Source organism: uncultured Pigmentiphaga sp. (genome assembly GCF_937950555.1).
Lineage (GTDB): Bacteria > Pseudomonadota > Gammaproteobacteria > Burkholderiales > Burkholderiaceae_B > Pigmentiphaga.
In genome coordinates this window covers 15,665-38,296 of sequence record NZ_CALFCW010000014.1, presented here as the reverse complement: position 1 = coordinate 38,296, position 22,632 = coordinate 15,665, and the positions used below count along the sequence as shown (strand labels likewise).

At 66.0% G+C, this 22,632-nt stretch carries 21 protein-coding genes and 1 pseudogene; 7 read left to right on the top strand and 15 right to left on the bottom strand.

All coding sequences use genetic code 11. The features are described 5' to 3' along the window. Positions 1 to 6: 6 nt before the first annotated feature. Positions 7 to 969, bottom strand: a complete 963-nt coding sequence (locus Q0319_RS02490; RefSeq protein WP_296464396.1) for a cyclase family protein — start codon at positions 967 to 969, stop codon at positions 7 to 9. 155 nt (positions 970 to 1,124) lie between these two features. Between Q0319_RS02490 and Q0319_RS02485 the strand changes: the two genes are divergently transcribed. Further along, positions 1,125 to 2,294 (top strand): zinc-dependent alcohol dehydrogenase, encoded by a 1,170-nt coding sequence (locus tag Q0319_RS02485; RefSeq protein WP_299450702.1) that lies wholly within the window; start codon positions 1,125 to 1,127, stop codon positions 2,292 to 2,294. 11 nt (positions 2,295 to 2,305) lie between these two features. On the opposite strand, the gene Q0319_RS19340 is transcribed toward Q0319_RS02485, so the two are convergent. After that, positions 2,306 to 2,494: an amidohydrolase family protein gene (locus Q0319_RS19340; protein WP_363322234.1), complete on the bottom strand. Its 189-nt coding sequence runs from the start codon at positions 2,492 to 2,494 to the stop codon at positions 2,306 to 2,308. A 133-nt stretch (positions 2,495 to 2,627) separates the two neighbouring features. Continuing rightward, positions 2,628 to 3,275 (bottom strand): annotated as a pseudogene (locus tag Q0319_RS02475) (amidohydrolase family protein); the annotation flags it as partial. Between the two features lie 16 nt (positions 3,276 to 3,291). Between Q0319_RS02475 and Q0319_RS02470 the strand changes: the two are divergent. Continuing rightward, positions 3,292 to 3,528 carry a DUF3820 family protein gene (locus Q0319_RS02470; RefSeq protein WP_296464402.1) on the top strand — a complete coding sequence of 79 codons (237 nt, stop codon included), beginning with the start codon at positions 3,292 to 3,294 and terminating at the stop codon, positions 3,526 to 3,528. Between the two features lie 11 nt (positions 3,529 to 3,539). On the opposite strand, the gene Q0319_RS02465 is transcribed toward Q0319_RS02470, so the two are convergent. After that, a complete protein-coding gene (locus Q0319_RS02465) occupies positions 3,540 to 3,869 on the bottom strand; it encodes a DUF962 domain-containing protein (protein WP_296464405.1) in 330 nt (109 codons plus the stop codon). Between the two features lie 145 nt (positions 3,870 to 4,014). Between Q0319_RS02465 and Q0319_RS02460 the strand changes: the two genes are divergently transcribed. Beyond that, positions 4,015 to 5,763 (top strand): hypothetical protein, encoded by a 1,749-nt coding sequence (locus Q0319_RS02460; RefSeq protein WP_299450699.1) that lies wholly within the window; start codon positions 4,015 to 4,017, stop codon positions 5,761 to 5,763. Beyond that, on the top strand, positions 5,763 to 6,344 hold the full coding sequence (locus Q0319_RS02455; protein ID WP_296464413.1) for a hypothetical protein: 582 nt from the start codon (positions 5,763 to 5,765) through the stop codon (positions 6,342 to 6,344). The genes Q0319_RS02460 and Q0319_RS02455 overlap by 1 nt, the downstream gene beginning before the upstream one ends. Positions 6,345 to 6,410: 66 nt before the next feature. Here Q0319_RS02455 and Q0319_RS02450 read toward each other — a convergent pair whose 3' ends face one another. Together Q0319_RS02450 and Q0319_RS02445 are read right to left on the bottom strand one after the other, a co-directional pair. Then, on the bottom strand, positions 6,411 to 7,409 hold the full coding sequence (locus Q0319_RS02450; RefSeq protein ID WP_299450697.1) for a tripartite tricarboxylate transporter substrate binding protein: 999 nt from the start codon (positions 7,407 to 7,409) through the stop codon (positions 6,411 to 6,413). 81 nt (positions 7,410 to 7,490) lie between these two features. Then, positions 7,491 to 8,648 (bottom strand): hypothetical protein, encoded by a 1,158-nt coding sequence (locus Q0319_RS02445; RefSeq protein WP_296464418.1) that lies wholly within the window; start codon positions 8,646 to 8,648, stop codon positions 7,491 to 7,493. Between the two features lie 160 nt (positions 8,649 to 8,808). On the opposite strand from Q0319_RS02445, the gene Q0319_RS02440 reads away from it, so the two are divergent. Both Q0319_RS02440 and Q0319_RS02435 read left to right on the top strand, forming a co-directional pair. After that, positions 8,809 to 9,525, top strand: a complete 717-nt coding sequence (locus Q0319_RS02440; RefSeq protein ID WP_296464422.1) for a GntR family transcriptional regulator — start codon at positions 8,809 to 8,811, stop codon at positions 9,523 to 9,525. A gap of 114 nt (positions 9,526 to 9,639) precedes the next feature. After that, positions 9,640 to 9,909 carry an oxidative damage protection protein gene (locus tag Q0319_RS02435; RefSeq protein ID WP_296464426.1) on the top strand — a complete coding sequence of 90 codons (270 nt, stop codon included), beginning with the start codon at positions 9,640 to 9,642 and terminating at the stop codon, positions 9,907 to 9,909. A 104-nt stretch (positions 9,910 to 10,013) separates the two neighbouring features. On the opposite strand, the gene phoU is transcribed toward Q0319_RS02435, so the two are convergent. The 6 genes from phoU to Q0319_RS02405 form a co-directional block, all read right to left on the bottom strand. Continuing rightward, positions 10,014 to 10,712 carry a phosphate signaling complex protein PhoU gene (gene phoU, locus Q0319_RS02430; protein ID WP_296464429.1) on the bottom strand — a complete coding sequence of 233 codons (699 nt, stop codon included), beginning with the start codon at positions 10,710 to 10,712 and terminating at the stop codon, positions 10,014 to 10,016. Between the two features lie 120 nt (positions 10,713 to 10,832). Then, positions 10,833 to 11,519, bottom strand: coding sequence for a ribose-5-phosphate isomerase RpiA (gene rpiA, locus Q0319_RS02425; protein ID WP_296464431.1), 687 nt, complete (start codon positions 11,517 to 11,519; stop codon positions 10,833 to 10,835). An 80-nt stretch (positions 11,520 to 11,599) separates the two neighbouring features. After that, a complete protein-coding gene (locus Q0319_RS02420) occupies positions 11,600 to 13,264 on the bottom strand; it encodes an isovaleryl-CoA dehydrogenase (RefSeq protein WP_299450692.1) in 1,665 nt (554 codons plus the stop codon). 83 nt (positions 13,265 to 13,347) lie between these two features. Beyond that, on the bottom strand, positions 13,348 to 14,805 hold the full coding sequence (rmuC, locus tag Q0319_RS02415; protein WP_296464437.1) for a DNA recombination protein RmuC: 1,458 nt from the start codon (positions 14,803 to 14,805) through the stop codon (positions 13,348 to 13,350). Positions 14,806 to 14,951: 146 nt separating this feature from the next. After that, the gene (locus Q0319_RS02410; RefSeq protein WP_296464441.1) at positions 14,952 to 15,914 is read right to left on the bottom strand and encodes a tripartite tricarboxylate transporter substrate binding protein; all 963 of its coding nucleotides are present in this window, start codon (positions 15,912 to 15,914) and stop codon (positions 14,952 to 14,954) included. A gap of 44 nt (positions 15,915 to 15,958) precedes the next feature. Further along, positions 15,959 to 17,311 (bottom strand): FAD-dependent oxidoreductase, encoded by a 1,353-nt coding sequence (locus Q0319_RS02405; protein ID WP_296469103.1) that lies wholly within the window; start codon positions 17,309 to 17,311, stop codon positions 15,959 to 15,961. 105 nt (positions 17,312 to 17,416) lie between these two features. Here Q0319_RS02405 and Q0319_RS02400 point away from each other — a divergent pair, with 105 nt between their 5' ends. Next, complete coding sequence (locus tag Q0319_RS02400) at positions 17,417 to 18,337, top strand: LysR family transcriptional regulator (protein WP_296469106.1); 921 nt, start codon at positions 17,417 to 17,419, stop codon at positions 18,335 to 18,337. A 9-nt stretch (positions 18,338 to 18,346) separates the two neighbouring features. Here the strand turns inward: Q0319_RS02400 and Q0319_RS02395 are convergent, their stop codons facing one another. The 3 genes from Q0319_RS02395 to Q0319_RS02385 all read right to left on the bottom strand — a co-directional run bounded on the left by Q0319_RS02395 (position 18,347) and on the right by Q0319_RS02385 (position 22,581). Continuing rightward, a complete protein-coding gene (locus Q0319_RS02395; protein ID WP_296469108.1) occupies positions 18,347 to 18,763 on the bottom strand; it encodes a group II truncated hemoglobin in 417 nt (138 codons plus the stop codon). Positions 18,764 to 18,805: 42 nt separating this feature from the next. Then, positions 18,806 to 21,334 (bottom strand): FtsX-like permease family protein, encoded by a 2,529-nt coding sequence (locus Q0319_RS02390; RefSeq protein WP_299450688.1) that lies wholly within the window; start codon positions 21,332 to 21,334, stop codon positions 18,806 to 18,808. A 173-nt stretch (positions 21,335 to 21,507) separates the two neighbouring features. Then, on the bottom strand, positions 21,508 to 22,581 hold the full coding sequence (locus Q0319_RS02385) for a BMP family ABC transporter substrate-binding protein (RefSeq protein ID WP_299450686.1): 1,074 nt from the start codon (positions 22,579 to 22,581) through the stop codon (positions 21,508 to 21,510). Positions 22,582 to 22,632: the final 51 nt, after the last annotated feature.

Genomic DNA, 22,632 nt, shown 5'->3' with positions numbered 1-22,632 from the left:
TGCCGATTACTTGATGGCCAGCGGGTTGGTTGGAGAACCGACGGCGCCGGTAATCGGCAGCGTCGGGGCCACGAAAAGAAACTCGTACTGACCGTCGGCCGCGCAATCGTCGGCGAGGTCCGCCACATAAAAGATTTCGCCCATCGTCAGGCCGATGATGGGAATGGTGATCCAATGCCAGGGCTGGTTGATGCCCGGCTCAGACTCATTGGGGCGCACTTCGCACCCCCATGTATCGCTCGCCAGTGCAGCGATCTGCGAACCATGCACCCACTCGAGCGTTTGGAAGGAAAACCCTGGCGCGTCGCCCCCAGGATAACCGTCCCAGCTGCCCTGCTTGAGCTTGGCTTCCATCTGGCCGGTCCGCACGATGACGAAATCGCCGCGCCCCACCTGCACGCCTTGCTTGCGGGCGGTTTCCTCCAGGTCGTCGCTGGTGATGGGGTACCCGTCCTCGAGCTGGTCTACGCCTTTGGCCCGCGCGACGTCAAGCAGCACGCCTCGCCCCACCATCTTGTTCTTGGTCTTTTCTATTCCGGCCTTTTGCGCGCCTGCCGACGTCACCTCGCGGCAATCGTAGCCGTTCCACATCCAGTTTTCGTAGAAGACATGGCCCAGGCCGTCCCATTGCGTGCCGCACTGGAGCGGCATCACGACGATGTCGTCGGCAGCGCGTATACCCCGGGAATCCAACACGCCCGAGTAGGCATCCGTGCCGGTGCGCAGCATGAGATGCAGCGGGTTGATGCGCCCCATCGCGGGATATTTGCTTTTCGCTCCCTGCGGGCCGTGCTGGTCGAAATTCAGCGCCAACGAGATGACCTTGCCCTGCCTGACGAGCTGCGCGGCCCGGATGATGTCTTCGGGCTGCACATAGTTGAGGGTCCCGATTTCGTCGTCCGGCCCCCACTTCCCCCAATTCTTGAACCGCTCTGCGGCCTTCCTGAGATCGTCGCGCGTCACCTTCATCGGCACCTCCTTTTAAATCTACTAAACGATCGTTTTAAACAAACGTTTAACACGAGTATGTCCGATGGCCTTCGCCACCGTCAAGGGGGCAAGAGGCGGTAGGAGGGGCACAGCGCTTGCTGACGGTGCCCGGCTTCCAACGAAAGGAGAGCAGCATGAAAGCGTTGTGCTGGCACGGCAAGAAAGACATCCGCTACGACACCGTCCCCGACCCCCGCATCGAGGAGCCCGGCGACGCCATCGTCAAAGTCTCCGCCTGCGCCATCTGCGGTTCGGACCTGCACTTATTCGACGGTTTCATGCCGGGCATGAAAGCGGGCGACGTCATGGGCCATGAGTTCATGGGCGAAGTGGTGGAGGTCGGCCCGGCTGCGCGCAAACTCAAGGTGGGGGACCGGGTAGTCGTCCCCTTCACCATCTGCTGCGGCGCGTGCGACCAATGCAGGCGCGGCAATTACTCCGTGTGCGAGCGCACGAACCGCAACAAAGACCTGGCGACGAAAGCCTTTGGCCACACGACCGCGGGGCTGTTCGGCTACACCCACCTGACCGGCGGCTACGCCGGCGGGCAGGCCGAATACGTCCGGGTGCCCTATGCGGACACGACGCACATCAAAGTTCCGGCCGACCTCACGGATGAGCAGGTCTTGTTCCTCGGCGACATTCTGCCGACCGGATGGCAGGCAGCCGTTCAATGCGACATCGCGCCCACGGATACGGTGGCGATCTGGGGCGCCGGGCCGGTCGGGCTGATGGCGATGCGCAGCGCCCAGTTGCTGGGCGCGCGCCAAGTCATCGTCATCGACCGCGTCGCCGAACGGCTGGCCATGGCCGCCAAGGCCGGCGCAACGGTCATCGACTTCGAGCAAGAAAGCGTGGTGGAGCGGCTACGTGACCTGACGGCGGGCAAGGGGCCGGAAAAATGCATCGACGCGGTGGGCATGGAATCCCATGCAGCGCGCTCGCTGGACGCAATGTACGATCGCGCCAAGCAGGCCGTCATGCTGGAAAGCGACCGGCCCCACGTCCTGCGGGAGATGATTTACGTCTGCCGGCCAGCCGGCGTACTTTCTATCCCGGGGGTTTACGGCGGGTTGATCGACAAAATCCCCTTCGGCGCTTCGATGAACAAAGGCCTGACCTGGCGCATGGGGCAGACTCACGTGCTGCGCTGGAGCGAAGAACTCCTACACCTCGTCGCCGAAGGCCGCCTGGACCCATCCTTCGTCATCACCCATACCGAAGCGCTCGAGGACGGACCCACCATGTACGAGATCTTCCGCGACAAAGAAAACGGCTGCGTGAAAGTCGTGCTCAAGCCGTGACGGCACCGCCCCTAAAAGGCGGCGGAACGATAGACTTCCCGGCCGCCGACGTAGGTCGCCAGCGCCTTCAGATGCTGCACCTCCGAGGCGGGAATGCTGAGGTAATCGGCCGATAGCACGACGAAGTCGGCAAGCTTGCCGGCTTCGATCGACCCCTTGATTGCCTCTTCGTCCGTCAAGCGGGCGTTGTTGATGGTCATGAGCCTGAGCACCGCCTCGCGCGAGGGCACCGCTTGGTCCCCAATACCGCTTGAGCACGGGCGCCGCGAGGTAGAGGTGGTCCTGCACCGACAACCGCAGATCCATGGCCTTGATGCGCGGGTATTGGTCCGGCCGCGTGACGAAGGCGTGCTCGATGGTCCAGCCCCGCCCGTTGATGTCTCGCTCCGCATCCGCCCGCTCGAACCCCTGCAGCACCTGGTCCACCGCGGCGTCGCCCACGGCATGCACGGCTGCGCGCCATCCTGCCCGATTGATAGCCGCCACGTAGGCGTCGAAACTTTCCTGCGGCACGAGCTGCAGCCCGTAATAGGTGCCGCCCTTGCCCAGCTCTCCCTCATACGGCCGGGTCATGCGCCCCCCCTCGAAGCCGCCGTCCACGCTGATCTTGAGGCCCCATACGCGCACGCACTCGTCGCCCTCTCCCTGGCGTATGCCCGCCTCGACGATGCTGGAGCGGAAGTCTGCGAGGTCCCGCGGCCGGAACAGGATGCTGTAGCGCACGGCCGCCCTGCCGCTGTCGCGCAACTGCTGGAACTGGCGATACGCGGCCACGGTCGTGCCGGGAACGCGGATGCTGGTGATGCCGTATTCGTTGAGTTTCTTTTGCTGTGCCTCGAGCCGGAAAACATTTTCCCGGGACGCAGCCCGCGGGCCGGCGCTCCGGCAGCGACGCCCCTTGCCGCCATGGCACAATGCGAGCGGAGCAATCCTAGCCGCCGCGCTTGCCGTGGCATTGCCGGACGGGCCGCTGTCCCGCATTGGAGCCTATCACCTCATGGAGCCACCGCTTCCTACGCCGCTCGATGCCGAAGCGCTCCAGCGGTTGGTCACGGTCGAAATGCCGTACGGCAAATACAAGGGCAGGAAAATTGCCGACCTGCCCGGCCCCTACCTCGCCTGGTTCGCCCGCGAGGGTTTTCCGCCCGGAGAACTGGGGCGCCTGCTGGCCCTGATGCACGAGATCGACCACAACGGCCTGGCCTCGCTGCTGGCGCCGCTGCGCCGGGGCTGACGGCGGCGGCCTCACCACCTCCGGCGTCCCGTGAGCGTTTCCGCCCACAGCCTGAAGTCTCCCTTCAGGGACCACCACGGGTGCGCAAACGTGGCCGGCCGGTTCTTCTCGAAAAAGAAGTGTCCGGCCCAGGCCAAGCCGTAGCCGCAGGCCACCGCCGCCGCGAACAGCCACGGCCGGCCAAGCGCAACGCCCAACACCGCCAACGCCAGCGCCGCGCTGGTGCCTGCCACGTGCATGCGCCGGGAAACCGGATGTGCGTGCTCGCTCAGGTAGAAATCGTAGAACTCGTCGAAGCTGTGGTAGCGCCTGCGGGGCGGGCGCGCCTGGGCGTCGGCCATGGTTCACCTCTGGGAAAAAGCGCAGTCACCCTTCCTCTATGCCCATTATGCGTCCGCGCCTGCCGGGATAAACACATCGTCGCGATATTTCAATTTGTGACGCAATGTATCATTTGTGTTCGACCATCCAGAGGGAAATCCATCCATGAGCGCTACCCACGCGGCCGGACCGAACGCCTCGGCCGATCCTCCCCTACGCTGCCGCCCAGGCCGGCTTCTCGCCGCCGCGGCCCTGTCCCTGTCGATGCTCCTCGCCGCATGCGGAGGCGGTAGCGGCTCCAACCCGCAACCCGAACCTGGCTCCGTCTCGGGAACCGTGACCTACGATGCCGTTCCGGCCAAGAAGTCGGCGGGCCTGGACTACGGCGCGACCCGTGCGCTGCCCGTGCGCGGCGCGGTGGTCGAAGCCATCAGCGGAGAGGAGGTCCTGGCCAGCACTGTCACCGACGAACAAGGCTGGTATGCCCTCGCGCTACCGCCTGGCCGCAACGTGCAAATACGGGTGCAGGCGCGCCTGCTGCGCGAAAGCCCGCAAGGCGCGTGGAGCGTGGCCGTGCGCGACAACACGCATCCGGGGTATCGGGCGGTCCCGTCCAATGCCCCGGTGTATGCGCTCGTGAGCAGCCCGTTGTCCGTGCCGCAGGTTGGCATGACCCTCGACCTGCACGCTGCCTCGGGCTGGACGGGCTCCAACGCGTCAGGCAGGTATGCCGGCCCGCGCGCCGCCGGCCCCTTTTCCGTGCTGGACCAGGCCTACGCCTCCATGCAGCGCTTCCTCGCCGTGGCGCCCGACATCAACTTCCCTCACCTGGACATCTACTGGAGCGTGAACAACCGCAGCGCCAACGGCAATCCTGCCGACGGCGACATCGGCACCAGCCACTTCACGTCGGGCGGCCCGGCGCCCGGCTTGTACATCCTCGGCAAGGCCGACGTCGACACCGACGAGTACGACACTGGCGTCGTCGTCCACGAATGGGGCCACTATTTCGAGGCGCACATCTCGCGCTCTGATTCTCCAGGCGGACCGCACACGGAGGGCGACAAGCTCGACATGCGGATTGCTTGGGGCGAAGGCTGGGGCAACGGCCTGTCGGGCATCGTGCGCGATGATCCTTTCTATGTCGACACGTCGGGCCCGAGGCAACAGTACAGCTTCTACTTCGACGTCAGCGCGCCGCCCGCCCCGCCCGACGACGCTGCCTGGTACAACGAAGCGGCGATTCAGTATTTCCTTTACCAGCTTGCGCAAGAGCCGGACGGCTTCAAGTCCACGGTCTCCATCCTCCGGAACGAGCAAAGGCACACGCCTGCCTACACGAGCATCTTCCCGTTCGGTGCCGCGTTGGCCAAGCACCTGACCGACGGCGTCGTCATCGGCCGCGTCAACCAACTGCTGGCCGATGTCGGCACGCCTGCCCTGGGCGAGTTGGACGAGTGGGGCAGTGCCGCGTCGTACACGATTCCCACCGACCCTCCCATCTCGGCCACACCCTATCTCACGTTCGCCGCGCCGCAGGCGAAGACGCCCACAAGGCAGCAAGCATGCGTATCCAACTTGCTCGGGAACGAATCCAACAAGCTCGACCAAGGCCGGTTCCTGCGCCTGCAGGTCGAGGAACCGGGAAGCTACAGGCTGGGCGCCCGGCTCCTCTCGCCGGAAGGTGCGAAGACCAAGGCGTTCCTCATGCTTTCCCGCTCAGGCGAATCTATCGACATGGACGACGAAGAAGTCGAAGGCGAACTCGAGCCCGGCACCTATACCGCCACGCTGCTGGACTACTCCATCGCCGAAGACGCGGACGACGACGATGACGACGTCGAGCGCGCCCCGCCGGGGACGCAAGTCTGTTATGAAGTGACTTTTGAACGCATTTCCGCCGGAGGCCAGTGATGCGACCGACACCGAATCCTCAAGCCGCGCGCGTGCCGGCTCGACGCAACATGGCCGCCCTAGTGGTCGTGCTGTCCACGTCGCTGTCCGCCCTACCCGCTTGCGCGCACGAATCGCAGCACGCTGCGCAGGAGGCGACGTCCTCCGCAAGGCATGACGGTTTCGAGCCGCGTCCCCGCAAGCCGGGAGACCTCGTCGCCGTGGCGGTGCGCACGCCGCCTGCCCCGCTTCCCGCCGGTCCGGCCACGGTGAGGCTCGCATTGACCGGATCGCCCGGCGTGAGCGCCGTAGAAGTGCGCTACGGCACGGAAGGTGCCCTGCGCGTGGACGCCGCCACGCCTGCGACCGTCCCCCTCGATGCGCAGCGCCGGGCCGTGCTCGAAGTGCCCGTCACGGTCCTCGGACCAGGCGTGCATTACCTGAACGTGTATCTCAGGGCAAACGGGAGAAACAGCGCATTCTCGGTACGCCTAGATGCGGGAGAGAACGCTACCGTCCGTCAAAAGCGCACGCTTCCCGAAGAAGGGGGATTCATCGTGCTGCCCGCCCAGGAAACCCGCTCCGGCGGCCCGGCGCGCTAGCGAGCGCCTGCCCGGCAAACGCCGCCTCCGTTGCGCCGCCAGGCCTGGCGCCCGGCCGCGCAACGCTCAATCTATCCGCGCGCCGGTGAACTTGACGATTTCGCCGTGCAGCTCATATTCCTTGCGCACGAACTGCGCGAACTCGCTCCGGCTCATGGGCGAATTGATGGAGCCGCGCTCCTGCATGGTGCGGTCGAAGGCCGGATCCTTGAGCACCTCGTTCACTGCCTGGTGCAGGCGGTCCAAGCGGTCGGCCGGCGTTCCCTTGGGAGCAAACAATCCGTCCCACGCGAAAAGCTCGTAACCCGGCACGCCGCTCTCGGCAATGGTGGGTACATCTGGCAACGCCGGAATGCGCTGCGGCGTGGAGACGGCCAGCACCTTGATCTGCTTGCTCTTGGCCAGGGGTACCAGATACGGCGCCACGTCGATCATGAACGATACCCGGCCCGAACGCACGTCGGTGGACGCGGGCGCCCCCCCTTTGTACGGCACGTGGGTGAACTCGACCTTCGCCATGTGCTGCAACAGCCCGCAAGCCATGTGCGAAGCCGTGCCGTTGCCGGCCGACGCGCAGGTCAGCTCGCGCGGATGCTGCCTGGCGTATTCGATCAATTCCTTGGCGGAGTTAAAACGCGAATCCGGGCTCACGAACATGACCATCGAGATCACCGAGAACCGCGCGATCGGCTCGAAATCGTCCGGCGAGTAGCCGACCGATTTATAGAGCCAATGATTGGTGGCCATGGTGCCGTTGGTCCCGAACACCACGGTGTGCCCGTCCGGCGTGGCCCGCGCGGCAGCCGCCGTCCCGATGTTGCCGCCCGCCCCGGCGCGGTTATCGATAATGATGGGTTGCCGGATCTTGCCCTCCATCTCGCGGGCATACAGGCGGGCCAGCGTGTCCCCGCCTCCGCCGGCCACGAAGGGCACGATCATGGTAATGGGGCGTTGCGGCCATTGCGCATCATTCTCCGCGGCGCCCACGCCCGCGACCCCCGCGACCGACAGTGCCATGGCGGCAAGCCAACGAACCGGGGTGCGCCCGGGTTTTACTGGGTTCATACGCGTCTCCTTTGCTGTTTGAGTTGTCTTCATGCCGGCATTGCTTGTCTTCGTGAGGCCGGCCCAAGACAAGGGTGTGATTCAGTCCACGCCGGCTTCGAGCAACTCCACCGGGTCGCCGTAGCGAGAAGCGATCTCGACCACTTCCGGATCGCGCAACGCACACAGGAATCCTCGATCGATCAGCGTGTTTGGCCCGGCCTTGACGGTGGCATCCAGGCAAACCAGGTCCATGTGCACGGGCGGCTCTTCCCAATCGGGTAGCACGCGCCGTATGTAGTCGCTGGGCTTGACCAGGTCGATGCCGAAATGCAGCGCCCCCGGCGCGTTGGAGCCGGCCGGATAAACGGTATGGCGCGGCGCCTTGGGGTTGAAGCCGCAACCGCCGCCTTCGATCATGCGTCCACCCACCAGCATGTCGTGCAGGATGCGCGCTTCTTCGGACTCTCCCTCGACCGCGCTGACGTACTCGCCCTCGAAGCGCACGGCGATGCGCTCTTCGAATGGCTTGGCAAAGCCGACCGCCCATTGCGGATAGATGACACCCGACATCGGCGTCTTGACCGAATGGTCATTACGGACCGCCGTCCGGTCCCATAGATTGGGCCCGTGGGTAGGCAGGTAATGCACGTAGCAGCCGGGCTCGTCCGCCGTGGTAACACCGCGCCAGCGGTTGGACGACAGCATGGTGTCGCGCGTCTCGGGGGTGAAACCGATGCGGAAATCGGTGCCTCGCGGATCGGTGAAGTGCAGGTCGAAGCTCTCGCCTTGCGGGTAGCGCTTGGCGGTGGCCCGGCACAGCGCGCCGACGATCTCGATGGGGAAACGGGCCTGCGGGGTATGGAGCAGGTCCAGGTCGCGGAAATACGTGATCTTGACCCAACGCTGGCCCCGCTTGCGCATGGCGATGCAGAACGGATCCTCGATCGAACAGAACCAGGTCGACACCACGAAGTCTGCTTGCTCCAGCAAGCCTTTTACCGGCTCGGGCACGGCGGTCACGCGCGAATTGGGCTCGGTATAGACGCGCACCTGCGCGCCCCGGGCGCGCGCCAGGCCGATCACGGCATCGACGACGCGCGTGTCCAGCAACTGGTCAGTCAACATCAAGACGCGCTCGCCTGGACGGATCGCGAACACTTTGGCGAAGTTATCCAGCGCCTGGAAAAAATGCTTGGTCTTGACAACGGAATCGGCCAGCGGAGGCGGCAGGCCGACGTATGCCGAAGAGGGGATCATGAGCGCCTCATACTAAGAGATCTAATTAAATTGCATGCAAATTATTGGTTATTTTCGTTTTACGTGCAAATATTTCGTCATTCTGCATGCAAATTTAAGGATGCTGCCATAGGGACTACCATCCCTGGCGACGAAAACCCCACAACGACCGATCCGGCAAATGGCCACACAAATCAATACGGTTGCCGCCGAGCTGCGCCGGCGCATCATGTCGGGCGCCTATTCCCAGGGCGAGCGCCTCGTGGAACTGCAACTCGCGGCAGAGCTCGGCGTCTCCCGCACGCCCATCCGGCTCGCGTTCGAGGAATTGGTCAAGGAAGGCCTGCTCGAGCGCCTGCCTACCCGCGGCTTCCGGGTCAAGGCATTCAATCTGGACGACCTCTCCCAGGCGCTCGACGTGCGCAGTACGCTGGAAGGCATGGCCGCGAGGCTCGCCACCGAACGCGGGCCCTCCCCCGACGTCATCGAGACGCTTCGCGACTGCATAGAGGAAGGCTGGCGGCTGCTGGAGGACGCCGCGGAGAACGGCTACCGCGTCGAAACGCCTCGCTGGTCGGCGATGAATGCGCGTTTCCACGCGACCTTGATCCGGGCAGCGGGCAACCCGCTGCTAGCCGGCATCTTGGAGCAGGTCTCGCAGATTCCGCTAGTGGGCGCCGTCGTGCTGGGCCTGGGCCTGGACGAGACCATGCCCAGCTCGGAATACACCTTTATCCATCGCGCCCACCAGGACCACGAAGACCTGGTCGGGGCCATCGAGCGTGGCGAAGGCACGCGCGCGGAGAGCCTGATGCGCGAACACGTGCGGCGCAGCCGCGATAACAAGCGGCGGATTTATCAGGCCAGAATGGAGGCCAGGGGAAAAGGCGGAAAGTAGCGGCGACGCCGGCCGCCATGAAGATGGTCCTGCCCGCCGGCGATTTCCGCGATGCCGCAAACCGCGCTTCGCTACAATAGCCGCATTGCAATCAACCGCGGAACAGGTGCTCACATGACTCGCATGGTCTACTGCGTCAAGCTCAAGAAAGAGGCGGAAGGGTTGGACTACCCGCCCTACCCTGGCGAACTCGGCACCAAGATCTGGCAGAACATTTCCAAGGAGGCCTGGCAGGAATGGGTCCAGACCCAGACCCGCCTGGTCAATGAAAACCGGCTCAACCTTGCCGACGCCCGGGCCCGCAAGTACCTGCAGCAGCAAATGCAGCGGTACTTATTCGAAGATGGCCACGTCGAGGCGCAAGGCTACGTTCCCCCGAAATAAGACCCGCCTGCTGCGCGTCCCGGGCCTCCCGCACGGGGCGCCACGCGTGGCCGGCGCAGCCCGCCCCCAGGGGCAGGCCACAGGGGCGTCCCGGGCTTGGGCGGCTACGCCGACGCCTCCCGCTCGACGTTGTCCACGCCGGTGTGGCGCACGTCCCGGCCTTTGACCATGTAGACGACCAGTTCGCACATGTTCTTCGCATGGTCGCCGATCCGCTCCAGCGCCTTGGCGATGAAGAGCAATTCGATGGACCGCGAGATTTTGCGCGGATCCTCGATCATGTAGGTGATGAGCTGGCGGATGATGCCTTGCCACTCCGCATCCACGGCCTTGTCCTGCCTGACCACCTGGACCGCAGCCTGGACATCGAGGCGGGCAAAGGCATCCAGCGCCCTTCGCAGCATCGTGACCACGGTGTTGGCCATGTGCCAGAGCTCGACGGCGGGCATGTTCATTCGGCCGGCCTCGTGGATCATCTTCGCCATGCGGGCGATTTTTTCGGCTTCGTCGCCCGCCCGTTCCATGTCGGTGATCATCTTGATGACGGTAATGATCATCCGCAAGTCGCCGGCCGCGGGCTGCCGCCGCGCCAGGATGTGACTGCAGGCCTCGTCCAGTTCGATCTCGAACTTGTTGACCTCGACGTCCCGCACGATCACTTGTTCGAGCGTCGCCAGGTCGCCGTTGGCCAGGCCGTCGATGGCGCCGGTGATTTGTGCCTCGACCAGGCCTCCCATTTGCAGCAAGCGCGACCGGATTTCCTCCAGCTCTGCGTCGTACTGCTTGTGCGTGTGTTCAGTCATGTCCGCTCCCAGCCCAAAAAACGGCGGGCCGGACGTCATGCCCCGGCCCATGGCAATGCATCTCAGTTTATGAACGCCATATGACACGGATATGTCGGCGCCGGCGCAGCGCGCGGGAGGCTATGCGTGATGCGGTTTTTCCAGCCTGCGAACGCCGGACTGGGTGGCGAGGAGCGCCACGTCTGCGCCGCGCAGTGCGAACAGACCGCAGGTCACCACGCCCGGGACGTCATTGATCACTTTCTCCAAGCCTTGCGCCTCGGCAATCCGCAAGCCGTGCACGTCGAGGATGACGTTGCCGTTATCCGTGACGAACCCCTCGCGCAGCCGAGGCTGACCTCCCAGCAGGCGCAAGGTGCGTGCCACCGCCTCCCGCGCCATGGGAATGACTTCGACCGGCAGCGGAAACGCGCCCAGCTGTGCGACCAGCTTGGATTCGTCGGCAATGCAAATGAAGCGCTCGGCCACCGACGCGACGATTTTTTCGCGCGTGAGCGCGCCGCCACCGCCCTTGATCATGTGCAGGTGGTCGTCGATCTCGTCGGCGCCGTCGACGTAGATGGGCATGTAGTCCACGTCGTTCAGGTCAAGGACCGCAAGCCCGTGCCCCGCGAGCCGCGCGGCGCTGCGCTCGGAGCTGGCGACGGTGCCGCGAATGCGGCCCTTGTAGGCCGCGAGCCCGTCGATGAATAGATCGGCGGTCGAGCCGGTGCCGACGCCGATGACCACGTCGGGCGCCGCCACCTCGGCGACGAAGGCGAGCGCCGCATCGGCGGCTTGCTGTTTGAGCTGTTGTTGAGAAAGCATGATAGTGGTGACCAAACTATTGCGAGGGGTTTTAGCGGACACTTTAGCACTTGCGGGCATGCAGGCCGCGCCGGCGCCCGCTATCCGGATTCCGGCCAAGCCCGGGCAAGCAGGAAGGCGCACGCCGCCTCCCCATGCCCGGTGTCGCTGTCGCCGTACAGCCAGCTCGGCTGCGCCAGCCGTGCCGCAATGAAGGCATCCGCCGCCATGCCGCCGGGGATGTCCATCAGCACCGCCGCCTGCACCAGCGCAGCCGTCAAGCCGGCGATGCGGCGCGCCTTGAACTCTGCCTCGTCCCTCGCGGCGATCAGATCGACCCAGGCCTGCCACGCCGCGCGGAACTCGTCGCTGCCCCGTCCCCTGTCCCGCAGGTGTTCCTCGAGGGCTTCGAGCGCTTCCGGATCCCGCTGCATCGCCCGCAGCACGTCCAGGCACATGATGTTTCCCGCCCCTTCCCAGATCGCATTGACGGGCGCCTCCCGGTAGAGCCGCGGCATCGGGCCGTCCTCGACGTAGCCGTTTCCGCCGCATGCTTCCATGCATTCGCCGATGGCCGCCTCGGCCCGCTTGCAGACCCAGTATTTGGCCGCTGGCGTCACGATGCGCCGGAGCGCCCGCTCGAGCGGGGCGTCGGACTCGAACGCGCGCGCAAGGCGCATGGCAAGTGCCGTGGCAGCTTCGCTCTCTAGGGCGAGGTCTGCCAGGAGGTGCCGCATCAGGGACTGCCGGATGAGCAGTTTTCCGAACGCCTGGCGCCGCGAGCAAAAGTGCAGCGCCTGGACGGTCGCCTGCCGCAGCAAGGCCGCGCTGCCCAGCACGCAATCGAGCCGAGTATGAGACGCCATCTCCAGGATGGTCGGCACGCCGCGGCCGGGATCCCCTACCATCACGCCCCAGGCGCCGCAGAACTCGACCTCGGCGCTTGCGTTGCTGCGGTTGCCCAGCTTGTCCTTCAGCCGCACGATGCGGACGGCGTTGCGCCGGCCATCGGGGCGATACCGGGGCACGAAAAAGCACGACAAGCCTTCGCCTGCCTGGGCCAGCACCAGATGGGCGTCTGACTGCGGCACGGAATAAAACCATTTGTGGCCCGTGAGCAGATAGGAGCGGCCGCGGCCGGGCGCCGCACACGGCTCGGCGTGCGTCGTATTGGCACGCACGTCGGAGCCTCCCTGCTTCTCGGTCATGCCCATGCCGACCAACACGCCTCGCTTGGACGCAACGGGCGCATCGGCCGGGTCGTAGCAACGGGAATACAGGAGGGCCAGCCAGTCGCGGGCGAAATCGACTTCTCCGGCCGGCTCCTTGGCCAGCACGGGAATGGCGCCGAAGGTCATGGTGGTCGGGCAAAGGGTACCCGCCTCGACCTGTCCCTGCATGAGGTAGCCTGCGGCGCGGGCCGCCATGGCGCCGGGGGCCGGAGATGACCACGGCGCGCAATGCAGCCCGCGCTGGAAAATGCCAGACATCAGGAAGTGCCACGCCGGGTGGAAACGCAGCGCATCGACCCGTCGCCCAACGGGATCGACGGGAATGAATTGCGGCGGATGCGCATTGGCGTCGCGGCCCGCCTCCATCACCTCGGGCCGGCCCAGCCAAGCGCCGTGCTCGCGCAACGCCTCCTGCGCATGGGCCGCACCTTCGCGGGCGACGGCCTCCTGCAATGCGACGTCGGTGTCGTACAGGGAATAACCGCTACGGGGGCCCACTACGTTGACCGCGTCGTCCAATCCCGCTTGCCTCATGCCTGCTCCCTACCGCCGCCGCGGCGCCGGGCTTCAGTGTAGCGCGGCCCTTGGGCCGGGCGACCTCGCCGGTTGCAGCGAGCCTACCCCTGGGCGTCCTCGTCGCCGTCCGCCCCAAGCAATTGCTGGGCCTCGTTCTCGGGCAGGGCTTCGACGGTCTTGAGATTACGGAGCATGGCCCGCGTGCGCACCTCGGTTTGCCCGATCTTGTTGCTCGCGGTCTCCAGTGTCTTCTTCACGCTCGCCAGCACCTCGCCGAATTTCCCGAACTCGGCCTTGACCGCGCCGAGCACCTTCCACACCTCCGACGAACGCTGTTCGATGGCCAGGGTACGGAAGCCCATTTGCAAGCTGTTGAGCAAGGCCGCCAGGTTGCTCGGACCCGCCACATTGATGCGCAAGGCATGGAGCTTGTCGATCAGGCCCGGACGCCGCAACACCTCGGCGTAGAGGCTTTCGGTCGGCAGGAACATAATGGCGAAATCGGTAGTGTGCGGCGGCGCGATGTACTTGGTCGCAATGCGGCGCGCCTCCAGTTCCACGCCTCGCTCGAACGCCGCGCCGGCCGCACGCACGGCCTCGGGGTCGGCCCGCTCCTGGGCGTCCACCAGGCGCTCGTATTCTTCCTTGGGGAATTTGGCGTCGATCGGCAGCCAAACCGGGCCGGACTCGTCCCGCCCCGGCAACCGGATGGCGAACTCCACCAGGTCGTCCCGGCCTGGCACCGGCTTGACGTTGCGGCCGTATTGGGCGGGCGTCATGGTCTGTTCGATCAGCATGCCCAATTGCACCTCCCCCCAGGTGCCGCGGGTCTTGACGTTGGTCAGCACGCGCTTGAGGTCGCCCACGCCTGCGGCGAGCGTTTGCATTTCGCCCAGCCCCTTGTGCACGGCCTCCAGCCGGTCGGAAACCAGCTTGAAAGACTCGCCGAGCCGCTGCTCCAGCGTCGCGTGCAGTTTCTCGTCCACGGTGCGCCGCATCTCTTCCAGCTTGGCGGCGTTGTCGGACTGCAAGTCTTTGAGGCGCTGCTCGACCGTGGCGCGCACCTCCGCCATGCGGCGCTCGTTCGCTTCAGTCAGCACGCGCAGTTGCTCGGAAAATCGGTCCGCGAACCGTTGCAGGGCCAGGGCGCTTTCCTCACGGGTGACGGCGGCATCGCGAGTGAGCGAGAGCCGCAAAGCCTCGAAGCGCTCCTGCAATTGCGCCGTGAGCACAGTGAGATTCTGCGCGAAGGCGTCGAGCTGCTGGTTGAGCACCTGGGCCTGCTGCGCCTGCTGGCTGCCCATGGCCTGAAGGCCTTGGGCCAGCGCCTGCCCGAGCTCGGTGCGCAGCCCGCGCGTCGACTCGGCCAGCTCGGAACGCAGCCCCCGCTGGCTCTCCGTGATCTCCGCCCGCAGCGAACGCTCCAGCCTTTCCTGCGCCTCCAGGATCTGGTCCGGACGAGGATCGCCGGACCCGGGCTTGCGCAACAGCGCCAGCAGCGCGAAAAGCGCGGCAAGCGCGGCAGCAACGGTGCTGCCCCACAACAAATATTCAGTCAAGACTCGACCCCCAAAAATGGGATTTTAGAGCCTGACCGCAAGGCAGCATCGCCCGGGCCCGTTGCCGGCCGCACGCATGGGCACGGATGCCAGGCAAGCATGTTGCCGTGGCGCGGGCGGGTATCCGCCGCGTCTACGCGCGCAGGTCAGTCGAGACGGATGTCATTCTTGCGGATGATGGGGAACCAGCGCTCCGCCTCATCCTTCAAGTACGCCGCAAACTCCTCGGGTGTCCCGGCCACCACTTCCATCATCTGCGCATCGAATGCCTTGCGAGCCTCCGGGTCGCGCAGGGCGCGCACCACTTCCGCGTGGATGCGGGCCTTCAATCCCTCATCCATGCCGCCGGGAGCGACAATGCCCATCCAGGCACCCGTATCGACCCCGTCCATGCCCTGCTCGGCGAGGGTCGGCACCTCCGGCATGAAGCGGGTGCGCTTGCCGGTCGTGACGGCAATGGCGCGGAGTTTTCCGGCCTTGACGAAAGACTGCACCGCCGCCGCGGGCAGGCAGGCCATGTCCACGTCACCTGCGATCAGCGCGGTCACGGCCTGGCTGGAGCCGCCGTAGGGTACATGCACGATGCTGGTCCCGCTGCGCGAAGCGACCAGCTCCATCGCGAGATGGGACAGCGAGCCGTTGCCGATGGACGCGTAATTGAACTTGCCTGGCGATTGCTTGAGCAGCTCAATCAGCTGCGCGAGGTCCTTTGCCGGTAGACCGGCGCGCGCCACGAGGACGCTGGGCTGCATCACGGCAACCGTGATGGGCGTCAGGTCTTTATCCGGGTCGTACGGCATCTTCTTGTACAACACCTTGTTGTTGACCAGCGGCCCGGTGATGCTCACGCCCAGGGTATACCCGTCCGGCGCCGCCTTGGCGACGTGGTCGGTGCCTATCATGCCGCCCGCCCCCGCCTTGTTCTCGACGACGAAGGTCTGCTTGAGCTGCTTGGACAGGCGCTCGGACAGAACCCGGGCCAGCGTATCCGGCGTGGAGGCCGGCGCAAAAGGCGCAATGATGCGCACCGTCCGCTCCGGCCACTCAGCATGGGCCGGCAAGGCGATCATGGGCACGAAAAGCATGGCCGCAGCCAGTTTCCTGATCACGGTATCGTCTCCTTGTAGTGAATGAATAGAGTAGGCCCCGGGCGCTAGATGTCCCGGCCCAGATAGGCGCCGTCTTGCTCGAGCGCGTCCTGCAGTCGCGCCACGTCGAGCCGGCGCGGCGCCACTCCGGCCTGCAGGGCGAGGGCCGCGGCAGTTCCGGCCGCCTGGCCCATGGCAAAGCACGGCCCCGTCACCCGCGCCGCCGACTGCCCCATATGGGTCATGGACGCGCAGCGTCCGGCAACCAAGAGGTTGTCCACCCTCTGCGGCAGCAACATGCGGTACGGCAGGTGATTGAAGCCGCGGCAGTTGGGCACGTCGACGAACTTGAAAACGATGTCGCCTGCCACGTGCGCTTCCACGGGCCAGCCGTTTACCCCTATGGTGTCGTCGAAGCTCGCGCAGCCGAGCACGTCTTCCTCGCTCAACTGATATTCGCCGACGATGCGTCGCGTTTCGCGGATGCCGACCTGCGGCGCGATCTCGAGGATGTACGAAGACTCGAAGCCCGGGGCATAGTCGCGCAGGAATTCGAAGAATTCGCGCACCTGGCGGCGTCCCTGCAACTCGCCCTCGGTCAACTGCCAGGCGTCAGTCCCGTCGATGGCCGAACCGTCGGGATTACTCAGTTGCGTCACGTTGGCGCGCCACTCCGAGGGATTTCTCTGCGGCCGGACGATGGGTGTCTTGCGCGCAAAGCGGCGTCCGTCCCGCGACGCCTCCTCCATCAGGCGGCCGAAGTGCTCCCAGGCATTGCCCGCCCGGGCAGGATCGACATTGTTGACGCGGAACATGGTGGACGGATACAGCATCCCACCCTGGCCGTCACCCTTCTCATACGGAACGCCGGCCGCCGCGGCAACGTCGCCGTCTCCCGAGCAATCGATGTAAATCCTGCCGATCACGGCACCGCGCCCAGACTTGGTTTCCACGAGCAAGGCGGCGACCTCACTGGCCGAGCGCATCACGACACCAGCGGCATAGGCATGGAACAGCAGCTTGCTGCCGCTGCCCGCGACCAGCTCGTCGGCAGCCAGCTTGAAGGCAGCGTTGTCATAGGCCTGGGCCATGATTTTGTCTTGGAACATGCGATGCGGCTCGCACAGGCCGCCCAAACGCTCCAAGCTGCCGAGCAACTCGTCTGCCAGGCCTCGGATCACGCGCCGGTGCTCTCCGAACACGTTGGCGTGCAAGCCGCAGAAATTCGTCACCCCGGCCGCCGTTCCCATGCCGCCGAGGAATCCATACCGCTCGATCAACAACGTGCGGCATCCGCGGCGGGCTGCCGCCGCCGCGGCCGTCATGCCGGCTGGCCCGCCCCCCAGGACGACGACGTCGTACTCACCCAGCACCGGTGTTTGCCGGGCCGGCTCGGAAATGCTTGCCGGGGTCGCCATGTTCACTGCCTCATCTCATAACCCTTGGAGCCCCGCATGGTATCTATTTCAAATCGGATTATCTGATCTAATTTGCAGCACCTGTTTTCGCAGTTTAGAAAAGATATGGATACACTGGCCAACTTGCGGGCCTTTCTCGCCACCGTGCGCGGCGGCAATTTTTCGGAAGCGGCACGCCAACTGGATACGGTTCCGTCGGTCATCGCCAAACGGATCGGGCATTTGGAGTGGACCCTGGGCGCACGCTTGTTCGAGCGCTCCAGCCGCCGCGTCACCCTCACGGAAGCCGGCCACAAGTTCCATGCGCGCGCCCGCGCCCTGGTCGCCGACTTCGATGCCATCGCGTCCGAACTCAAGCGCGACCAGAACGCCCTCGAAGGCCACATACGCCTGCGCGCGCCCACCTCGTTGACGGTCCTGTACCTGGCCGACATCTTGGCCGCATTCCAGCAGCGCTACGATCGGCTGACCCTGGAAATCACCTTGCTGGACCGCTCCGCCAACCCGGCCGAAGAAGGCTTCGACATTTCCGTAAGCGGCCGGGCCGACAGCTACGAAGGCGTCGTAGACGAGCCGCTGTGCCCGCTCAGGCAGGTGGTGTGCGCGTCACCGGCCTACCTGGCCCGTCGCCCGGCGCCACGCCACCCGCGTGACCTCGCCGATCACGACTGCCTGGTGTTCAATCCCACGGGCCACACCTGGCATTTCAACAGCGACCGGGGGCCGATCCGGGTGGATGTCCCGGCGCGCTTGGGCGCGAACGACAACTATGCCCTCTACGCGGCAGCGCGCGCCGGCAACGGCATCGCCGTGCTGCCCGCCTACGTGGCCGGCCGGGCATTGGCCGACGGCAGTCTGGTCGCCTTGCTGGAAGGCTATCCATTGCAGGACGTTTGGCTCAAGGCCCTGATTCCCGCGCGCAAGCGCGGACTGCCGCGCATCGAGGTATTGCTCGCCTGGCTGCGGGAGCACCTGGGCGGCACGCCGCCCTGGGAGCGTACGGGACCAGCGGCACCCGGCGCGTGAGGCGCGCCCTTATTCGGGGCGGTTGCGCATCCAGTCGGCCGTGTCATAGAACGCGGCGAGCAGCCTGTCGGCCAGCGCTGGCTCCACGCCTATCTGCTGCATCGCGCGCCCCATGCAGATCACCCACTGGTCGCGCTCTTTGGTGCCGATGGAGAACGGCAGGTGGCGGGCGCGCAGCCGCGGGTGGCCGAAACGTTCGATGTAGTAATTGGGCCCGCCCATCCAGCCGCACAGGAACCAAAACAATTTCTGCCGCGCCTGGTCCAGGGAGGGTCCGTGAGCGGCGCGCAGGTCCGCCAAATCCGCGTCCAGGTCCATCAAGTCGTAGAAACGGTCGACGAGTTCGCGCACCCGGGCTTCCCCGCCTATGCGTTCGAAAACGGTCGGCTCGGCGGAGGCGGCCTCGCCGGGCTCCTGTGTCACCATGGTTTGATCATCCTGCATAGAGATTGTCGCAAGCGCGGCGCATCATACCTCCCGCAGCGTCGCCAAGGGCGGATGCCTCAGCACGCCGCGCAGGCCCATCCATCCCCCCGCCCACGCGCATACCACGCCGACAGACACGCCGGCGACCCACACCCAAGGATTGGACGCCAGCGCAAACTTGAACACGAATCGCGCCAATAGCCAGGCGATCGCCGAAGCACCGCCTGCCGCCAGCAAGCCGGCAGCACCGCCGATGGCGCCCAATTCCAGCCACTGTGCGGCTGAAAGCTGGCGCCGCGTGGCGCCCAGCGCACGCAGCAAGCCAGCCTCGCGCACGCGCTCGTCCCGGGTCGAGGCGAGCGCCGCATACAACACCAGGCAGCCTGCGGCCAGCGTGAACAGGAACAGGAACTGGACTGCCGCCACGACCTGGTCCAGAACACCTTGCACCTGGCGCAGGATGGCGCCGGTGTCGAAGATGGTCAGGTTGGGAAACTCGCGAATCAACGCGCTCGACAAGTCGGCCTTGTCTTCCGGCAAATGCAATGCGGTGATCCAACTCTGCGGCATGTCGCGCAGCACGGCCGGCGACAGGATGGCGAAGAAATTGACCCGCATGGAATCCCAATCCACGGCACGCAGCCCTGTGACGGTCACCTCGACCGCATTGCCGGCCACATCGAACCTGAGCGTATCGCCCAGCTTGACGCCCAAGGTCTGGGCGATGCCCTCCTCCATGGAGAGCTCGGCGGCCGATGGGTCCAGCCAGCGTCCGGCCACCACCCGGTTGTGCCCCGGCATCTCATCCATGTAGGAAAGATTGAATTCCCTGTCCACGAGTCGACGCGCCCGCTCATCCTCATAGTCTGCCGGCCCCACGGCACGGCCGTTGATCTCTAGCAGGCGGCCCCGCACCATGGGATAGAGTTCCGTCTCGCCCAGCCCCGCGTCCGCGAGCCGTTGCCCCACCGCTTCGCGCTGATCGGGCTGGATGTTGATGAGAAACCGGTTCGGCGCATCGGGCGGCGCGGCCTGCCGCCACCCGTCGACCAAATCGCCGCGCGTGATCGATAACAGCAGCAAGGCCATCAGCCCCACTGCAAGCGCGCAGATCTGCGCCACCGTAGCCCCCCTGCGCCGGACGACGCCGGCCAGCGCGAATCGCAGCGCGACCGGCCCGCGCTGCCATTGACGCAATGGCTCGAGCCACCGCACGCCCAGCCATGCGAGCCCGCAGAACAAGGCAAAGCCCGCGAGGAAACCGCCGGCGACCATCGCACCCAGCTTCAGGTCACGCGCGAACCAAAGCAGCAGCAACGCGAACCCCAGCGCACCGATGCCATACCCCACGGCCGTGCGGGCCGGCGCCACGCCGGTTTCCCGTCGCAGCACGCGCACGGGCGAGACGTGTCGCAGTTGCGCGAGCGGCGGCAGCGCAAACCCGAGCAGCAGCCAGACACCGGCCAGAAAGCCCTGCACCGCCGGCAGCAGTGTTGCCGCGGGCAAATCGGTCGTGATCAATCCGCCCAGCGCCGCGATCAGGCCCTGGTGCGCGACGTAGCCGAGCAGACTTCCCGCCGCGGCGGCTCCCAGCGCGATAATGAGGAACTCGAGGGCGAATAAGCGGGTCAGCGCCGACTGCGTCGCGCCCAGGCAACGCATGACGGCCACGCTGTCGAAATGCCGCAGCGTGAACCGACGCGCCGCCAGGGCGACGGCCACGGCGGCGACCAAGGCCGCAAGCAGGGCCACGAGCGAGAGGAATTGCTGGGCGCGGTCGATGGTGCGACGCATCTCAGGCCGCCCCGACTCCAGCGTTTCCACGCGCTGGCCGCGCTCGAGCCGGGCCTGCAACCAGTCTGCATACTCGCGCACCTGCGCAGGCTGCCCTGCAACCAGCAACCGATACGAGATGCGGCTGCCGAACGTCACCAGCCCTGTCCCGTCCAGGTCGTCGGTGCGCATCATGACGCGGGGAGCGACGTTGATAAAGTTCATGCCGCGATCGGGCTCCACGGCGATCACGCGTTCGATGCGGAATCGCTTGTCCCCCAACTGCAGCTCGTCCCCCACCCTGACCTCCAGCAACGACAGCAGTTGCGGGTCGACCCAGACCGCACCTCGCGCCGGAATGTCCCACGCGACCTCGTCCGGCATCGCGGGGCCGTCGGCCACGCGCAGCCGGCCGCGCAGGGGATAGCCCTGCTGTACGGCCTTGAGCGCCGTCAGTTGCGAACGCAGCGCATCCCCCGTACCGGCGGCGGCCATGGAGGGAAACTGCAGGGTCTCGGTCACCTCCAGGCCCAACCTGGCCGCTTGCTCGCGCTGGATTTCCGAGATGGGCGCATCCGATACCAGGACCAGATCGCCACCGAGCAATTGCGCCGCGTCGCGCTCCAGTGCCAGGCGTATGCGATCGGCGAGAAAACCCACGCTAGCCACCGAAGCCACCGCAACCACCAGGGCCAGTGCGAGCAGGCGCAACTCCCCTGCCCGCCAATCGCGGACGGTCATGCGCCAGGCTTGCGCCAGGAAAGACAGCGAAGAAAACGGGCGGGCGTCTGGTTTCATGGACGGGACGATAGGAAGACGAGCTGGAGAGGCGAACGCCCCACGCGTTCGCCGACGGGCAAAGCGCATGCGCGGCCACGGCGCATTCGAGTGGGACTACGCCAGGCGCCGGCAGTTCACTGCCGACCCATACTTTAGCGGGACTGGAAGGAAGCGCCCGGAAATGCCCCCTCTCAGGCCACCGCCTTGCCCACGACGCCTTCCACGAACCAGTCCATGTGCTCCACGTCGCGCTCGGCAAGCACGCCTGATTGCTGCCGGACCTTGCCCTGGTTATCGACGAGGCGGCCGCCGAAGGGATGCAGCTCCCCCGATGCAATCCGCTGGCGCGCGCGCTCCACGGAGGCCTTCACGTCTGGCGGCACCCGGGTAGAAATCGCCTCGAGCCCGATCATGCCGTCCTTCAGGCCGCCCATGAAGGCTTGCGACCGCCATGAGCCTTCCAACACCGCGCGCGTGGCCCGGATGTAATGGTCGCCCCAGCGGTGCACGACGGCGCCGAGCTGCCGGGTCGGCGCATACTTGCTCATGTCGGAGGTATAGCCCAGCATCCACACGCCCGCTGCTTCGGCAGCCTGCGCCACGGCCGACGAACCGGAATGATTCGTCAGGACGTCCGCCCCCTGCCGTATCACGGCCTGGGCCGCGTCGCGCTCGCGCGGCGGGTCGAACCAATTCTGCGTCCAGACCACGCGGACCTGCACCTTGGGATTGACGCTGCGCGCGGCAAGCGTGAATGCGTTGATGCCTTGGATGACCTCGGGGATGGGCAGCGCGGCCACGTAGCCAAGCACATTGCTGCGCGTCATCGCGCCGGCCACCAAGCCTGCGAGATAGCGCCCTTCATAAAAACGGATGTTGTAGGCGCCCAGGTTGCGCGCCAGGCGGTACCCCGACGCCTGCTCGAACACGACGCCGGGAAATTCGCGCGCGACGCGCATCACGGCATCCATGTACCCGAATGAGGTCGTGAAAATGAGCTTGCAGCCTTGCCTGGCCAAGTCGCGGATCACCCGCTCGGCATCGGCGTTTTCGGGAACGTTCTCCACCACCTTGGTCGCGACGCGATCACCCAGCGCCCGCACCAGCTCCAGCCTGCCGTCTTCGTGCTGGCGGGTCCAACCGGCGTCGGTGATCGGCGACATGTAGACAAAGCCTATCGAAAGCGGCCCGGCCGCCGCCCGGACCGGCCGCGGCACGGCCGAGACGGCGTAAGCGGCCGGCACACCGGCCAACCAAGCGAGCATGCGGCGGCGCCGGCCACAGGCTGGGGAATTCGGGGCTTCAGTATTGCGAGG

What these genes read in the sequence shown, in the direction of transcription:
- Q0319_RS02490 (WP_296464396.1), bottom strand. Translation starts at nt 969, where the DNA reads ATGAAGGTGACGCGCGACGATCTCAGGAAGGCCGCAGAGCGGTTCAAG.
- Q0319_RS02485 (WP_299450702.1), top strand. Translation starts at nt 1,125, where the DNA reads ATGAAAGCGTTGTGCTGGCACGGCAAGAAAGACATCCGCTACGACACC.
- Q0319_RS19340 (WP_363322234.1), bottom strand. Translation starts at nt 2,494, where the DNA reads ATGACCATCAACAACGCCCGCTTGACGGACGAAGAGGCAATCAAGGGG.
- Q0319_RS02470 (WP_296464402.1), top strand. Translation starts at nt 3,292, where the DNA reads ATGGAGCCACCGCTTCCTACGCCGCTCGATGCCGAAGCGCTCCAGCGG.
- Q0319_RS02465 (WP_296464405.1), bottom strand. Translation starts at nt 3,869, where the DNA reads ATGGCCGACGCCCAGGCGCGCCCGCCCCGCAGGCGCTACCACAGCTTC.
- Q0319_RS02460 (WP_299450699.1), top strand. Translation starts at nt 4,015, where the DNA reads ATGAGCGCTACCCACGCGGCCGGACCGAACGCCTCGGCCGATCCTCCC.
- Q0319_RS02455 (WP_296464413.1), top strand. Translation starts at nt 5,763, where the DNA reads ATGCGACCGACACCGAATCCTCAAGCCGCGCGCGTGCCGGCTCGACGC.
- Q0319_RS02450 (WP_299450697.1), bottom strand. Translation starts at nt 7,409, where the DNA reads ATGAACCCAGTAAAACCCGGGCGCACCCCGGTTCGTTGGCTTGCCGCC.
- Q0319_RS02445 (WP_296464418.1), bottom strand. Translation starts at nt 8,648, where the DNA reads ATGATCCCCTCTTCGGCATACGTCGGCCTGCCGCCTCCGCTGGCCGAT.
- Q0319_RS02440 (WP_296464422.1), top strand. Translation starts at nt 8,809, where the DNA reads ATGGCCACACAAATCAATACGGTTGCCGCCGAGCTGCGCCGGCGCATC.
- Q0319_RS02435 (WP_296464426.1), top strand. Translation starts at nt 9,640, where the DNA reads ATGACTCGCATGGTCTACTGCGTCAAGCTCAAGAAAGAGGCGGAAGGG.
- phoU (WP_296464429.1), bottom strand. Translation starts at nt 10,712, where the DNA reads ATGACTGAACACACGCACAAGCAGTACGACGCAGAGCTGGAGGAAATC.
- rpiA (WP_296464431.1), bottom strand. Translation starts at nt 11,519, where the DNA reads ATGCTTTCTCAACAACAGCTCAAACAGCAAGCCGCCGATGCGGCGCTC.
- Q0319_RS02420 (WP_299450692.1), bottom strand. Translation starts at nt 13,264, where the DNA reads ATGAGGCAAGCGGGATTGGACGACGCGGTCAACGTAGTGGGCCCCCGT.
- Q0319_RS02405 (WP_296469103.1), bottom strand. Translation starts at nt 17,311, where the DNA reads ATGGCGACCCCGGCAAGCATTTCCGAGCCGGCCCGGCAAACACCGGTG.
- Q0319_RS02400 (WP_296469106.1), top strand. Translation starts at nt 17,417, where the DNA reads ATGGATACACTGGCCAACTTGCGGGCCTTTCTCGCCACCGTGCGCGGC.
- Q0319_RS02395 (WP_296469108.1), bottom strand. Translation starts at nt 18,763, where the DNA reads ATGGTGACACAGGAGCCCGGCGAGGCCGCCTCCGCCGAGCCGACCGTT.
- Q0319_RS02390 (WP_299450688.1), bottom strand. Translation starts at nt 21,334, where the DNA reads ATGAAACCAGACGCCCGCCCGTTTTCTTCGCTGTCTTTCCTGGCGCAA.
- Q0319_RS02385 (WP_299450686.1), bottom strand. Translation starts at nt 22,581, where the DNA reads ATGCTCGCTTGGTTGGCCGGTGTGCCGGCCGCTTACGCCGTCTCGGCC.